This window comes from bacterium (genome assembly GCA_012517375.1).
GTDB lineage: Bacteria > Hydrothermota > Tepidihabitantia > B3-TA06 > B3-TA06 > JAAYVC01.
Genome location: JAAYVC010000002.1, coordinates 1 through 15,141, shown reverse-complemented (window position 1 = coordinate 15,141; position 15,141 = coordinate 1). Strand labels below are relative to the sequence as shown.

The 15,141-nt window shown below is 52.2% G+C and carries 12 protein-coding genes; 9 read left to right on the top strand and 3 right to left on the bottom strand.

What is annotated here, in order from left to right; all coding sequences use genetic code 11:
• Positions 1-116: 116 nt before the first annotated feature.
• A complete protein-coding gene (locus GX441_00245; protein NLI97073.1) occupies positions 117-332 on the bottom strand; it encodes a T9SS type A sorting domain-containing protein in 216 nt (71 codons plus the stop codon).
• Between the two features lie 103 nt (positions 333-435).
• Here GX441_00245 and GX441_00240 point away from each other — a divergent pair, with 103 nt between their 5' ends.
• From GX441_00240 to GX441_00200, 9 genes are read left to right on the top strand one after another with little or no spacing between them, the layout of a single operon-like run.
• Positions 436-1,863: a hypothetical protein gene (locus tag GX441_00240; protein NLI97072.1), complete on the top strand. Its 1,428-nt coding sequence runs from the start codon at positions 436-438 to the stop codon at positions 1,861-1,863.
• 16 nt (positions 1,864-1,879) lie between these two features.
• Positions 1,880-2,659, top strand: a complete 780-nt coding sequence (locus tag GX441_00235; GenBank protein NLI97071.1) for an undecaprenyl-diphosphate phosphatase — start codon at positions 1,880-1,882, stop codon at positions 2,657-2,659.
• A gap of 1 nt (position 2,660) precedes the next feature.
• On the top strand, positions 2,661-4,109 hold the full coding sequence (gene tilS, locus GX441_00230) for a tRNA lysidine(34) synthetase TilS (protein ID NLI97070.1): 1,449 nt from the start codon (positions 2,661-2,663) through the stop codon (positions 4,107-4,109).
• Complete coding sequence (locus GX441_00225) at positions 4,102-6,048, top strand: ATP-dependent metallopeptidase FtsH/Yme1/Tma family protein (GenBank protein NLI97069.1); 1,947 nt, start codon at positions 4,102-4,104, stop codon at positions 6,046-6,048. The genes tilS and GX441_00225 overlap by 8 nt, the downstream gene beginning before the upstream one ends.
• Positions 6,008-6,592, top strand: a complete 585-nt coding sequence (gene folE / locus GX441_00220) for a GTP cyclohydrolase I FolE (protein NLI97068.1) — start codon at positions 6,008-6,010, stop codon at positions 6,590-6,592. The genes GX441_00225 and folE overlap by 41 nt, the downstream gene beginning before the upstream one ends.
• A complete protein-coding gene (gene folP / locus GX441_00215; GenBank protein NLI97067.1) occupies positions 6,592-7,788 on the top strand; it encodes a dihydropteroate synthase in 1,197 nt (398 codons plus the stop codon). Before folE ends, folP begins: the two co-directional genes overlap by 1 nt.
• Positions 7,785-8,543: a TIGR00159 family protein gene (locus GX441_00210; protein ID NLI97066.1), complete on the top strand. Its 759-nt coding sequence runs from the start codon at positions 7,785-7,787 to the stop codon at positions 8,541-8,543. The genes folP and GX441_00210 overlap by 4 nt, the downstream gene beginning before the upstream one ends.
• Entirely contained in the window at positions 8,540-11,803 is a 3,264-nt protein-coding gene (locus GX441_00205) for a DUF2723 domain-containing protein (GenBank protein ID NLI97065.1), read from the top strand. The genes GX441_00210 and GX441_00205 overlap by 4 nt, the downstream gene beginning before the upstream one ends.
• A gap of 8 nt (positions 11,804-11,811) precedes the next feature.
• Positions 11,812-12,705: a bifunctional enoyl-CoA hydratase/phosphate acetyltransferase gene (locus GX441_00200; protein ID NLI97064.1), complete on the top strand. Its 894-nt coding sequence runs from the start codon at positions 11,812-11,814 to the stop codon at positions 12,703-12,705.
• Positions 12,706-13,353: 648 nt separating this feature from the next.
• Here the strand turns inward: GX441_00200 and GX441_00195 are convergent.
• Both GX441_00195 and GX441_00190 read right to left on the bottom strand, forming a co-directional pair.
• Positions 13,354-14,091, bottom strand: coding sequence for a hypothetical protein (locus GX441_00195; GenBank protein NLI97063.1), 738 nt, complete (start codon positions 14,089-14,091; stop codon positions 13,354-13,356).
• Between the two features lie 116 nt (positions 14,092-14,207).
• Positions 14,208-14,966 carry an IS3 family transposase gene (locus tag GX441_00190; protein ID NLI97062.1) on the bottom strand — a complete coding sequence of 253 codons (759 nt, stop codon included), beginning with the start codon at positions 14,964-14,966 and terminating at the stop codon, positions 14,208-14,210.
• Positions 14,967-15,141: the final 175 nt, after the last annotated feature.

Genomic DNA, 15,141 nt, shown 5'->3' with positions numbered 1-15,141 from the left:
GCTTCAGCCGGGTGAGGGAGCCCCCCTTATTAAGGGGGGTAGGGGGGATTTCCTATTCTTACCCCTCCCCCCTCGTGGGGAGGATTGCGCTTCAAGGAAGCGCTAGGAGGGGGTTATTAACGCAAAACCACCACCTTCTTAGTGACGCTTGCCTTCCCCGCCTCAAGCTTAATAAAATACACGCCCGATGGGAGGTTTGCCCTCATCGCCACTTTGCCTTCGCCCTGGACTCGGTAGCTCTCGATACTACGGCCCGATGGGTCGTATACGGTAAGGGTACCACGCTCGCCTGAGGGTAGGTAATACCGAATTGAGGTTCCTTCAAGCTCCAGGGAGAGGGTTGTTGCGGGCGGTGTTGCGGGTAGTGTTACGGGTAGTGTTACGGGTTGACTTTTGTTGCGTCAAAGTTAAAGTTACGCTTGGAGGTTTAGAATATTGATTATTACACTTTTATTCGCACAAATCATCCCGCTGGATGATCCGGCGTACATCGCCATAGCTAGGCTCGAGGCTAAAGGAGCGCTTCAGGGTCTGCCCGACACCCGACCGTATACAGAAAAGCAGGTGTTCGAGGCGTTCAATCCTGAAGCAGCGCTTTCCCGAGCCGACAGCTTTGATCTTGCTTCGCTTGGAATTATTAAATCGAGATTCAAGCGCTGGGCGCCCGCGCTCAGGCTCCAGGGTAATGGAGGAGAGAGCGGTGCGTCGGCGTTCTTCAAACTAGGCGGAGCGGTGGGCGCATCATACAAGATTCCGGACTCCCTTCGCGCAGGACCCGAGGTGCGCTACGAGGGCGGTATCGGTCCGTTCTCTTTCTTCGCAACCCACCGCATCACGTATGCGCCGAAGTGGGACTCCTGCTTCGATGCAAAGTCCTGGCGCGGGGACGAGCGTCCCGTTTTCGCCGAGATTCCTGACGCAAGGCTCGATGTAGACTTCGACTGGCTGCACATTCAGGCTGGACGTTCCGAGATTCACATGGGGCCCGTACCCGACGGCGGACTCATTCTTTCAACCGAACCATGGGGAATAGACCACGCCGCTTACACCCTCCACTGGAAGGGCGTAAACTTCACGACGCTATTTTCGTGGCTGCAAGCGGACAAGCGTTTGATAATGCACCGCTTCGAGTACGCGAGCCGCACCTGGAAGCTTGGACTCTCGGAGGCGCTTGTTGCAAACGACTCCAACGACGTGTTTGTCTACATTGCGGCGCCGTTCGCCTTCTACTACTTCATGCAGTGGAACAAGCTCCAGGACGAGAACATACTCTGGTCTGCCGACGCAGAGGTATTCTTGAGACCCTTTAAAATCTATGCTGAGTTTATTGTCGATGATTTCGCCTACGAGCCGGCAACGGGTCCAAACAAGATAGGAGGAACGATAGGAGCGCAGTGGGTCTCAATATTCAAATCCGAGGTTGACTTGCGCGCCGACTATACCGCGATTACCAAATGGACGTACGCCCAGCGCCACGATAACCAGAACTATACGTTCAGGGGCAGGATACTGGGCGACGACCTCGGTCCTGACGCTGACCGCGCAAGGGTCTACATCTCCTGGCGGGTAGCTCCTCCCATTACCCTGGGCTTCGATGGCCGCTACGAGCGCCACGGCGAGGGTGATGAATGGCGGGACTTTCAAGACGACGGAGCGGCGGACAGCGCTGCCTATCACCCTCCGTTCCCGTCCGGTGTTGTAGAGAACCGTTTCTCCGGTCGTCTGGATTTAAAACTTACCCTTATTGGTCGGAGCTATCTTGATGTATGGGGAAAGCTTGTCCAGACAACCAATCTCGACAATGTGCAGGGTAATAATACGACTCGCGCACGTGTAGGCGCGGATCTTTTCTGGGAGTTTTAATCATTAAGGAGCAGAGATGATCTGGAAGATGTTTATTCTGGGGGTGCTTCAGGGGCTGACGGAGTTTCTGCCGGTTTCTTCGTCCGGCCATCTGGTGCTTGCGGAGAATATCCTAAACTTCAAGGAAGCGGCGCTCGCAACAGTAGTGTTCCTTCACTTTGGAACGCTTGCGGCGCTCATCATCTTCTTCGCAAAAAGGATATGGAAGCTCTTAGCCGATATATTCAGAACCCCGGAAGAACGAAGGTCCAGCTTGAAGATGATTCTATACATAATCGTAGGTTCGATACCGGCAGCTCTGGTGGGGCTTCTGGCAAAGGAGCCCATAGAGCGAATCTTCAACCAGCCCTTGTACGTGCCTTTCTTTTTGATAGGTACCGGTCTTGTGCTTCTTCTTACCCGCTGGTCAAAGGAGCGCTCGAAGCCTCTGGGTCTTTCCGACGCCATAATAATAGGCATTGCCCAGGCCGCGGCAATACTTCCCGGTCTTTCACGCTCGGGTCTGACCATAGCGACCGCCCTTCTTCTTGGTGTAGCCTCGGTAGAGGCGTTTGAGTTCAGCTTTCTTTTGTCCCTGCCTGCGGTTCTTGCCGCCAACATACTCGAATTAAAGGATATCACGAGCCTGGGCTCCATCCCTGCACTTGCCACAGGATTCGCGGCGAGTCTTGGCGTAGGCATGTTCGCGCTCTGGGCGCTTCGCAGAATAGTCGTTTCAAGGAAGTTCTGGCTGTTCAGTTTCTACTGTTTTGCCGCAGGTGCCCTTGGCATCGTGCTCTTCCTGGTTCTCAAATAAAGTGACGTTCGAGAAGAAAGTTGAGCAAACCTTAAGAAGAGAGTGCGGCTTCAGGGAGGGTGCAAAGGTTGTGGTCGCCTGTTCAGGCGGGGCTGACTCAACCGCTCTCCTTTTCTATCTCTGCAGGAACCGTGAAACCCTCGGAATAAAAAAACTCGGAGTATACCACCTCAACCATCTCTTGCGCGGGAGCGAGTCCAACGCAGACCAGGAATTCGTGAAAAAAAATTCGAGCAACCTCAAGCTGCCATTTCACCTTGAACGTGCGGATGCCGGGAGGTATGCCGGGGAGAATGGTCTTTCCCTGGAGATGGCAGGGCGAAAACTGAGGTATAAGGGGCTCGGAAAACTGCTTGAATCGGGCGATTATGACCTTGCGGCTCTGGGGCATACTGCGTCAGATAATGCGGAATGGCTTCTAATCTCCCTTATCCGGGGAAGGGCAGAACCTCTATTGTGGGGCATACCGGCAAGAAGAGCATGTTTCATCAGGCCTCTTATCCGCTGCACAAGGGACGAAGTGCTCACGTATCTCAAATCCAGCGGGCTGTCCTGGCGCGAGGACGCTTCCAACGAATCCGTTTCCTTCGTTCGCAACTTCATCCGGCATCGGGTAATCCCTATCCTTAAGGAGATTAACCCTTCAATCGAAACAACGCTCTCAAGAACCCTTGAACTTGGCGATCTAGCTAAGGAGTCGCTTGATAAAGAGGCAAGCCTTGCTTTAGAGTATATTATGCGCTTTTCCGACCAGCCGTCATCCTCTGCACCCTCCTCGCCCTCCTTGCCCTCCCCGCCTGCCGTTGTTTCCGCTCAAGGATCGGGGTCGCTTAAAAAAAACCTTGAACTTGACACTTCCAAGCTTTCACAATATAATATTGCTACACAAATCCGCGTTTTGCGGCGGTTCGCACCCTGGCTAGGGCTGCATGATTTGATGAAAATCCTTCTTTCCGGTTCTATTCGCGGAACACGGGAGATTGCAAGAGGGCGAGGCCAAAGACTCGTACGCTCTTACGGACGTCTTAGACTTCTCCCGCTTGAGGATGCGAGCGAATGGGACGCTTATACGATTGAGGATTTGAACAAGGAAGTGCATCTTTCCCGTTTCGGATGGCGGTTGAAGGCCGAGAAGGGGGAAAAAAGGGAAGTACAATATAATTTTGATAGCGTTGCGTTTGATGCAAATGAGGTTAAGCCGCCTCTTACGCTGCGGCCCTGGCGCGAAGGGGACAAGATTATCCCTTTCGGGCACAATAAAGAAATCAAGATCAAGAAAGTCTTTACGGAAAAAAAAGTGCCGCGAGACTTAAGAAAGGGCTGGCCTCTTTTGTGCATGGGAGAAAGTGTTTTGTGGATTGTAGGCTTAATGCGTTCGGCCGTTGCACCCGTAACGGGCGGAACGAAAGAAATAATCATCATGACTCTTTTGAGAGGTGAAAATGGCTAATAAACCGCCGCAGCAGGCGGGTTCAGTTAATTTGAGAACCATCCTTATATGGGTAGTTCTGCTTATTATAATACCTGTAGGTTATTATTTTCTCTTCATGCGTCCGCAGACGCCTGAGATATCCTACACCGAGTTCCGGAATTTAATCCCCGAGTTGAAGAATGTATCCATCTCCGAGAAACAAATTACAGGATACTTCGGAGACCCCAATCGACCGGATGCAAGAAAGCTTAAGATACGCGACGTAAACGGCGACACCGTTACTACTAACCGCTTCAAGGTTCTCATACCGTTCGACGACCCTAAAATTATTGATGACCTCAGGGCGGCAGGCGTCGAGGTAAGAGCCCAGAACCGCGTCCAGTGGCTCAGCATACTTCTTTCAATCGTTCCCTGGGTTCTCATACTCTTTTTCTGGTTCATGATAATGAGACAGTCGCAGGTAGGAGCGTCGCGAAACCTTCAGTTCGGCAAATCGAGGGTAAGGGTCACTACAGAGACCCGGCCCAACGTTACCTTCGAAGATGTCGCAGGCGTAAAGGAAGCAAAAGAGGAGCTGGAAGAAGTAATCGAATTTCTCCGTTCTCCACGCAAATTCAGCCGTCTGGGCGGCCGAATCCCCAAGGGCGTGCTTCTTGTAGGCGCGCCCGGCACCGGGAAAACGCTTCTTGCCCGTGCCGTTGCCGGGGAGGCGAGCGTGCCCTTCCTTTCGATCTCCGGTTCAGATTTCGTAGAGCTCTTCGTGGGAGTCGGCGCGTCTCGAGTTCGTGATCTTTTTGACCAGGGCAAGCGTCATGCGCCATGCATCATTTTTATAGACGAGATAGATGCCGTGGGACGGCACCGCGGAGCAGGACTCGGAGGAGGTCACGACGAGCGAGAGCAGACGCTAAACCAGCTCCTTGTCGAGATGGACGGCTTTCAGGGTTCGGACGGAATCATCATAATGGCTGCCACTAATCGGCCCGACATCCTCGACCCGGCGCTCCTGCGGCCCGGCCGCTTCGACCGCAAGGTTGTTCTCGATCAGCCCGACGTTCTCGGACGAGAGGAGATCCTCAAGGTAAAAGTCCGCAGGATTCCCCTTGCCGCGGACGTCGACCTCTCCGTTCTTGCAAGGGGCACCCCGGGATTCACAGGAGCCGATCTCGAGAACATGGTCAACGAAGCCGCTTTGATAGCCGCACGCCGGAACCGTGAAAGCGTTACCGCCCAGGATTTCGAGGACGCCAAGGACAAGGTCTTGATGGGTGCGGAGCGCCGCAGCCTTCTCCTCTCGCCTGAGGAGAAGCGCCGCACAGCGTACCACGAGGCCGGCCATGCCCTTGTCTCGCGGATGATTCCGGGAATGGATCCCCTTCACAAGGTCACGATAATTCCGCGCGGGATGGCTCTCGGCGTAACGCAGTCCCTGCCCATAGACGAGCGCAAGATTTACCCGAAGGACTTCTGCGAGAACCAGATTGCTTTCATGCTCGGCGGAAGGGCCGCCGAGGAGAAGGTGTTCGGCGATCTCTCGACAGGAGCCGCAAACGATCTCGAAAAAGCCACGCTTCTTGCCCGCAAGATGGTCTGCGAATGGGGCATGAGCTCAAAGCTCGGCCCATTAACCTTCGGAAGGATTGAAGCCGAGATATTCCTGGGCCGCGAGATGGGCGTTCAGCGCAACTACAGTGAAAAGACCGCCCAGCTTATTGACGACGAGATCAGAAGCATTGTGGAAGGCCAGCACAAGCGTTCGAAGGATATTGTTGAGCGCAACGTCTCCAAGCTCAAGGAACTGGCCGAAACACTCATAAAGAAGGAGACGCTCGACGCCCAGGATATAGACTCGATACTCGGGATCAAGGACAAGCCGAATGCCGAAAAGAAGTCAAGGAATCAAGAAAAACCCGGACATGGCAAATCTAAGGACGGTGGTGGACGTAAAAGGGGTTGAGCAGGCCGTAGAGCTTCTCCTGAAAGCTATCGGCGAAGATCCGTTAAGGCCTGGTCTTCGCGATACTCCGCAGGCTGTAGCCCGGATGCTTCCCGATGTTCTATCGGGAATCGGGCAGGACCCCAGAGACGTTCTAAAAACCTACACAGCGCAGAATCAGGACGAGATGATTCTCGTGAAGGATATTCCCTTTTACTCCTTCTGCGAGCATCATCTTCTTCCCTTCTTCGGCAAGATTCACGTCGCCTACATTCCGCGCGAGAACAGGATTACGGGATTCGGCGACATCGTGCGTTTTGTCGATATCCTTACGCGCAGACCCCAGATTCAGGAGCGGCTTACAGCCGAGATTGCAGACATATTCAACGAGGTTCTGAATCCTTTGGGCGTCATGGTTGTCATAGAAGCAGAGCATCTGTGCGTCACGATGCGGGGGGTCAAGAAGCCGGGAACCCTAACCCTGACTTCTGCGATGCGAGGAGCTCTGAGACGGGCAGAAACAAGAGCCGAGGCGCTTTCATTGATGAAAGGACTCAGGCTCTGATGTACTTGAGACCTATTGCCGCGGCGTCAAATGCCGTTCTGGAATCAGAACTCAGGAGGCTTGAGGTTGACGAATCGTGTCTCGGAATATTTCTTGATAAGAAGGATTCCTTCCTTCTGAAGATAAAGGGCATGCTGACGCCGGCGGCGAACATTCTCAAACAGACCGCGCTATCCCTTGGCGCGGACGTTGCCGTACACAGGGACGTGATAACGGGTAAAGTAGACTGCTCGGATGCCCTGTTTATGGGGACAAGACGACAGCTCGGAAGGGTTGCCGTATCGCTTTCCGGACAGCCGTTCGGGCTTGCAGGCTTCGAAAAACAGATATTCACTCTGTTAGGTAACCTCGAAAACCCGCCTTCCAGCATAAATCTTCCTAAAAGTGCCCTTCCTCTTGACAGACCCGTCATTATGGGCGTCCTGAATGTTACGCCGGACTCCTTTTCAGACGGCGGCTCCTATCTTGAACCATCAGCGGCTATCTCTCGATTGGAAGAGATGCTGAATGAGGGAGCGGACATAATCGACGTGGGCGCTGAGTCGAGCCGACCCGGAGCCGATGCTGTTTCTACCGACACTCAGATTGAGCGTCTGAATCCTGTATTTGAGTATCTTAAAACTAAGGATATTCACTGGTCCATTGATACTACCTCGCCGCTTGTAGCGGAGCGGGCTATAAAAGCGGGTGCTTCCATAATCAACGACGTCTCGGGCGGCAAGGTTCCGGAACTATGGTCGCTGGCTTCGCGCTCGGGAGCCGCGTACGTTCTTATGCACTCCAAGGGTGTTCCCAAGACGATGCAGAATGACCCTCAATACGATGACTTCAACGAGGAGCTTTACGAATTCTTCCGGGCAAAACTCGATGAGATAAACGCAATCGGGCTTTCAGTCAAAAAAATGCTTATTGATCCTGGTATAGGCTTCGGAAAAAGAGTTCACGATAACTCTCTAGCCATAGCGAGGCTTGCGGAACTGAAGGCGTTCGGAGTACCCATCCTTGTCGGCGCATCCAGAAAATCCTTTATAGGCAAGCTTCTGGGGCTTGAGGTCGGAGAAAGACTTGAGGCTTCTATTGCTGCGTCCGTTATTTCCTACCTTAACGGAGCCTCAATCCTGCGTGTGCACGACGTAGCAGAGCACAGAAGGGCTCTTGACGCTGCATCTCTCATATCCAAAGGGGGCGAGCGGTGACAGATATTCTGAGGCCGGGGATTCTTGATTTTGTAGATGTCGCCGTTGTCACGATAATCATCTATCTTTTCCTTCGTTTCATAAAAGGAACCAGAGCGCTTCAGATACTGATAGGGCTTGTATTGATTTTCATATCTACGCTTGTCGCCCGTACCCTCAACCTCGCGGCGCTCTCCCTTATCCTCAACTCGTTGATGGCGATATGGATAATCGCATTCGTCATTCTTTTTCAGCCCGAAATTCGCAATGCCCTTGCCAGGATGGGCCGCTACAGGCTCCTGAGATTTCTCGTGCGTTCCGAGTCTCACGTAGCGGTTGCCGAGATAATGAAGGCGGTGGAGGAGATGCGCAAGCGCAAGATAGGGGCTCTGATCGTGTTCGAGAGGGATATCGATCTCGGGGAGTATGTAGCCACAGGAACAAGGATTGACGCGCGGGTATCGGCGGCGCTCATCGTCTCAATCTTTACTCCGCCCTCACCCCTTCATGACGGGGCATGCATCATAAGGGGCGATAAGGTGTTGTCAGCGGCGAGCATCCTGCCCGTAAGCGACGAACCTTGGATAGAAGATTACTACGGGATGCGTCACCGTGCAGGACTGGGTATCTGTTCTGCCACTGATGCCGTCTCAATAGTAGTGAGCGAGGAAACCGGAGGGGTAAGCGTCGGACTTGAAGGAAAACTTTATACAAACTTAGAAATTAAAGAACTTACAGCCTACCTTGAAAAGATTTACTCCAAGGAGGAGAAATGAATCAACGCCGGATGGACTGGCTTGTAGCCGGTATTGTCTTTGTTATCGCTCTCGTAATCTACCTTTACACCGTTTCGCCTACGGTTGCCTTCTGGGACGTTGGCGAGTTTCTTGCCTGTTCCCACATTCTTGGCGTACCTCATCCGCCTGGAACGCCCTTATTCGTACTCGTGGGTCGAATCTTCTCTCTGTTGCCGATATTCCCCGAGATTGCCATGCGCATCAATTTCATGAGCGTTCTTTCCGGAACCTTGACCGCTGCCCTGGCATCCCTTCTTATCAGCCGCGTTATTCGTTCGTTCAAGATAGTCAAGACGGAGTCGATGGAGAAGTGGATTCCTACCGTTGCCGGCGTCGCAGGCGCACTGTTCATTCTTTTCGCCTTCTCAGTATGGGACAACTCCTTGGAGGCGGAGGTGTATTCTCCGTCGACCCTTATAGGGTTCGGAATCATATACCTGACCGTTCTGTGGCGTGATCGTTTCGAAGCGCATAAGGCAGTAGGTGCTGTAGCAGGAGGAACCGGTTCACCGCTTGCATCTCCGGCGGCTTCCTTCAAGAACGATGCTTTGAACGCCAATAGCCTTGTGCTCCTTGCTCTCTACATAACTGTTCTCTCCTCAGGTATCCACCTTACACCCCTGCTCATGCTTTTCGGTCTCATTCCCTTTATAGCTATTGTGAACCACAGGCTTCTTCCGGCATTCTTTCTTGGAATTCTCGGGCTGTCCTTCATGCTGTTCGAGCTGGGGTGGCCTCAGATTGCGGTTTTGTCCTTGTTTGTGGGCTACATCTTTACTCAGAGCAAGATGTCGAGAAAGGGATTCACTCCGGCATGGCTTTTCCTGGGTTCCTACCTCCTCCTGATTCTTCTTGCGGCGCTAAAGCTTCCTCTTTTGGTGATTCTGCTTGGCGTAGCAGTATTCGTCGGCGTCTTCCTTTATGCCGCGAAGGAATACAAGCTCGACATGAAGTTCCTTGCCATTGGAGCCGTACTTGTGGCTATAGGTTATTCGGTACAGCTGTATCTCCTCATTCGCGCTCACCAGCACCCCTCCATAAACATGGTCGCTCCCGAAACGTGGGACCGCTTCTTCTCCGTTCTCCGCAGGGAACAGTACGGAAGGGCAACCGTTCAGAACCAGCTATGGCCTCGCAAGACCGTTGTTGACCCTGATACAGGCCAGGCTACAGGAATAGGTCCCATTGCAGGAATACTATGGCAGTTCGTGATGTACATCAAGTACTATCTGTGGCAGTGGGGCATGCAGGCTCTTTCAGGCAAGTCGGCGCTGACCGTTGCAGGAAGGGTTCTTCTTACGGCCGTACCCACCGCCTTAGGCATCATGGGTCTTTATTCTCTGGCGAAGAGGGATAAGAAGCTTTTCTGGCTCCTGCTTACGGGGTATCTTCTTGCTTCTGTCGGGCTCGTCATATACGTCAACATGCGGTTCCCGCACAGCGGACCTTTACCGAAAGGATTTACGTCTCTTCCCCAGGAGGTTCGCGAACGAGACTACTTCTTTACCTTCAGCTATGCCATCTGGGGTCTTTTCACTGGGTTCGGGCTGTTTGAGATAATAGCGAGTCTCAAGCAGTCTGTAAAAAGAAAAGGTCTTTTCAGGGTTCTCTCAGGAGTTACCGGCGGCGTAACGATTGGCGCTGCCGTCCTTGCAGGCATCGTGAACCTGCCCTTCCTTTCCCGTCACGGCGACTGGATACCCCTTGAGTACGGCTACAACATTCTTGCCTCCTGCAGGGAGCCTTCGGTCATCTTTACGAACGGCGATAACGATACATTCCCGCTGTGGTTCGTGCAGGAGGTTCCTTCTACAAGCTACGAAAACAACAAGAAACCATACAAGCACGGCGTCATCAACGCCAATCTCTCTCTCCTTAACACTCCCTGGTACATCGAACAGTTGAAGCGAAAGGGCGCGCCGGTATCCTTCGTATACGAATCGAAAAATGAAAAAATCCCTCTCGTGAAGACCTCGGCAGGAAACGCCTGGGAGGGTTACGCGGCTCATCCGCCGGTTAAGCCGAAGACGTTCGAGTTTACCTTCTTCGGCAGGAAGGTCAAGGCTGACAGGCACGGTAATCTCTATGACTCGTCTCGCAGGAAAGTCGGCAGTGTGGATACACTTACCGGACTTGTGAGCCTTGCAATGGAACCTGAGAAAAAGGAGAACGGGATTGGCTACATAGTCGCGGACTACGGTTCGGGCGAGATCGACAATCTTCCGGCTTACGTAATCCTTGGACGCAACAGGGTAATCATGCTTGCGGATTTAATGATACGCGACATGTTAGCCACCAATGCAGGCAAGGTATACGCCGATTCCGAAAAGGTTTCTGTATCCGGCTTCTCGACCAAGATTCCCCGAGACTATCTCCTGCCGGCGCCCATGTTCATCGACAACGTGATGAAGGACTACAAGGAAACCGTTATGCCCGTTTACTTCTCGTCTACGGTATCACCATCCAGGGTTTCTGAGTTCGGACCTTACCTCATACAGGAAGGACTGGCACTGCGCTTCCGCAAGGCGCCGCCATCCGATACTGCACTGACCCGCCCGGCTATCAATATAGACCGTTCTGTGCAGATATTTACTAAAGAGTTCAAAATGAAATCAATACTCGACCCCAAGGTGCGCCGCGACGAGCAGGCAAAAGGGCTTTTCATCAACTACGGCGTCGCAATGCAGGAGATAGGCGAGCTTCTTGCCTCAAGGGGAGAACCTAAGAAAGCCTATGAGTTCGTCAAGCCGGTTGCCCAGTTTGAAGTTGAACCGGAGGTTCGCAGGGTATTCCTTTTGAATCTATACATGTTCGCGTCCCAGGCTGGCGCAACCGAAGACGCCGATAAGTACCGTAAGGAGCTCGAAGCCAATAATTGGCTCGGCGGCGATTTCTACATCCGCCAGGGCATAGGCTACCTGCGTCGGGGCGACACTGTCAGAGCGGAACAGGAACTCAAAAAAGCCTACGCATCCGCAACCAGGGAAAACTACCAGCCGCTGGTGAGCCTTGCTTTGTTCTACCTTGAAACGACAAAAGACACGGCAAAAGCGATGGAGCTGACCGACGCCTGGAACAGGCGATACCCTGGACACGAGGTCGCGTTCCGTCTTTACCTCGACTACCTTAATGCGCCTGCCAAGGCTATAGGCGTTCTCGACGAGCTTATACGCATGAATCCCACAGAGCCCGGACTCATACAGTTCAGGGATAGCCTTAAACGAGCATTCAATCTCTAAGGGGAGACATGATCAACTCTCTTGAAGCCATAAAGGCAAAGGCTCGTGAACATGGTCCTCGCCGGGCGGTTGTTGCCGCCGCTCAGGACCACGTAACCCTTGAAGCGCTCTCGATAGCTCAGTCCGAAGGCATAGCAAAGGGCATTCTTTGCGGACCTAAGGAGAGCATAAAAAAAGCTGCCGATGAGGCGGGCGTCAAGCTCGACGGCTTCGAGATAAAGGACTGTTTGGATGCCGAAGCGGCGATTGCCGCAGTCGAGGAGGTTCGCACGAAGGGCGATTTTCTCCTGAAAGGCCATCTCGAAACGTCAAAATTCCTCGGAGCCGTTCTAGATAAGGAGGTCGGGCTCCGCACAGGCAGGGTGCTTTCCCATATCGCTATTCTCGAACCGCCCTCGCTCGGAAGGCTGCTTCTTGTCTCGGACGGGGGAATGAACATAGCGCCCGATATCACTACAAAGCTCGATATAATCAACAACGCAATAGAGGTCGCTCACTCGCTCGGCATCTCTGAACCTAAGGTCGCCCTGCTTGCCGCGGTCGAAGTGGTAAATCCCAAAATGAATGACACTTTGGAATGGGCAGAAATAACCCAGATGGCATGCCGCGGACAGATTAAGGGCGCGTTCGTGGACGGACCACTCGCTCTCGATCTCGCCGTATCCGATGAGGCGGTCAAGATAAAAGGCGTCAAGAGCAAGGTCGCAGGTGCTGCCGACATCCTCATCGTTCCCGACATTGCCGCCGGGAACATATTCGCAAAAGGACTCATATATCTCGGCGGAGCAAGCGCATGCGGAATCGTTGCCGGAGCGGCAAAGCCTGTAGTGATGCTTTCCCGCGCGGATGATGCCAAGACCAAGCTCTACTCTATTGCTCTTGGCGCGGCAGCGAGCAAATAAATTGCCCCAAAAAGTTGCAGGACGCAACTTTTTGGGGACCCCCCTTATCCCAATAAATCGCGAAGCGGTTTATTGATGGGACCCCGAACAACACCCCAGAAAATCGCCGGGAACGATTTTCCGGGTAACCCCTTTGCCCCAAAAAAGTTACCAGGAGTAACTCTTTTGGGAATCCCGACCTTTCCCTATAGTCGTTGAAAGGATTTTCCGGGGAATCCGCACAAATATGGCTTATCTTTTTCTTTGAGGCTTCCTTACCAAGAGCTTTCCCATTTCACCAAAGGATAATTTTCATGATACTATTAGTTAAATAAAATGGTAACATTTTGATCTGCCTCAAAACCATCGCCGCAAACGCTTGATTTGCGCGCATTATATAACTTCAATTTTCGCGCCAAGTTGGCACGTTTCTTGCTCTAGTGTATGTTGCCGTCTTTAGAGGGAGATGGAAGGCTTGGGAGGAGGTGAGAGCTTCTTGCGCTCAGGGGATGCGAAAGAAGGCAAAGGGCGCTGTGTTGCGAATGGGTGGGGAATGCGGAGAAGATAATATGGTGCTGGGGGGAGGAATCACCATGGGGCGCTTGAAACACCAAGCGCCTCCTTTTTTTAGCCCCGAGAAGTCACTGGGTAACTTCTTGGAGGCCTCCTTTAGCGTTTCTTTGTTTTTTTGTAAAGGTAAAGGTTGCCTTCGTGGTCAACGCCCCAGAACTGTACTCTGCCCGAATCAGGGTATAGTCCAAACTGATTACCCCAAGTAAGCATTTCGACGTATGGCTTACATGTATTTGGTAATGCAGCGAATGGTAAGGTTGTCCGTTTGCCGCCAGCGTTGAGTGTTGAAGGGTCTATAGGGAATCCTTTCTCGTCAAGACGCACAACATGGGTAGTTGTACTATCGATGGGATCAGAAAGAAACACAGTAAAGCCCTCATCTTTATATTTTTCAACGGTAGATTTCGGAAGCCACATATCAGTGTAAGTTCTCCAAGTATAATCTTTCAAGGAGTAACTACCTAATTCTGTACACTCGTAATTTGCTTCTGGTGTAAGATGCATACTTGCAAGCTTGAAAGTGCCGTCACCTTTTGTTGATGCAAACAATCCAAATCCTTGTTCCCAATTTACATATACATTATACATACCCTGCGTTATACTTAGTAAGCCAAGCGCACAACAGGTTATTGGATATGTCAATTCATCTATAGGAGTCAATCCTTCAGAAGTTACTAATGCTTTTACGATTACTTTGCTTTGTACAGATTGATTAGAACCTGTTATCACCAGCGTATCTCCGGGGATGATTTCAATATAAGCATCACCGTTCATTTTTGTGACAGGCCATGTATCTGTATAGTCTTTTACTTCTCCCGAAGTTAATACTCTCATAATTGACATGTAGTACTGATCATAATTTTCGCAGTTGAAAGTAGCTATATATGCGTTACACCTGTAGTGCGACCCATTTGTCAAGACAGATTTGAGGTAAAATGAGTTTAGAGGTTTCACATTGCTTCCTTAAGAACTTGCTGGGAGTAAAGGGCCTCGAACTCCTCCGGACTCCTGTATCCCAGGCTGCTGTGCACGTATAGCTTGTTGTAATCCACAACAAACCACGCATCGAGTTTCTCCTTCGCCTCCTGGAACGAGTAGAACTCGTTAAGCCACAAGACCTCCTCCTTGATGGTTCGCATCATCCGCTCGGTATAAGCGTTACCCTTCGGGTTGTTGTAGGACGTGAATACCTGTTCTATCTCAAGCGCTGACATATCCCTCATAAAGCTTAAGGAGGTAGGCTGCGACCCGTTGTCGCTTATGAGCTTCAATTCCCTGCCGCGAACGCCATCGGCAAACTCTCGATTGACCGCCATATCGAGGGCTTCTTTCCAATCCTGCGTCCTGTTCCTTACGGAAAGGTTCCAGCCTGCTACCTTCTTCGTATACCAGTCCAGAACTATCACGAGGTAGACCCAGCCAAGACCGCAGACCATGAACTTGGTCGCGTCTATGCCCCAGTATTGCAACGGCTTATCAGCCCTCGGCTTGGGTCTGGAGGCAGTTCTCTTAGCCTTGTGAATCGCCTGAGATACCGTAAATCCATGCTCCTTCATGATGCGACGAACCCGCTTCTCATTCACTAACACCTCCTCCCGGTATACCAGCCACGCACGAACCCGGCGATACCCCCAGAACGGATGCTCCAACTTCAGAGCCTTGATCCGCTTTAACAGAGTGCTGTCCCGATGGTCGGAGCGGATCGGCAGGTTTTACGGGGACTCCCCGACGCGTAATACCGGCTCCGCGATACCCCAGAGCCTGACACGCGTCCACTATCGTGTAACCCGCATTCTTAAGCATGCTTACCGCCCACGACGACCCTTCACCAACTCCTCCGTTTTTTTTAGTATCTCTAGCTGGATCGCCTGCTTACCTATTAGC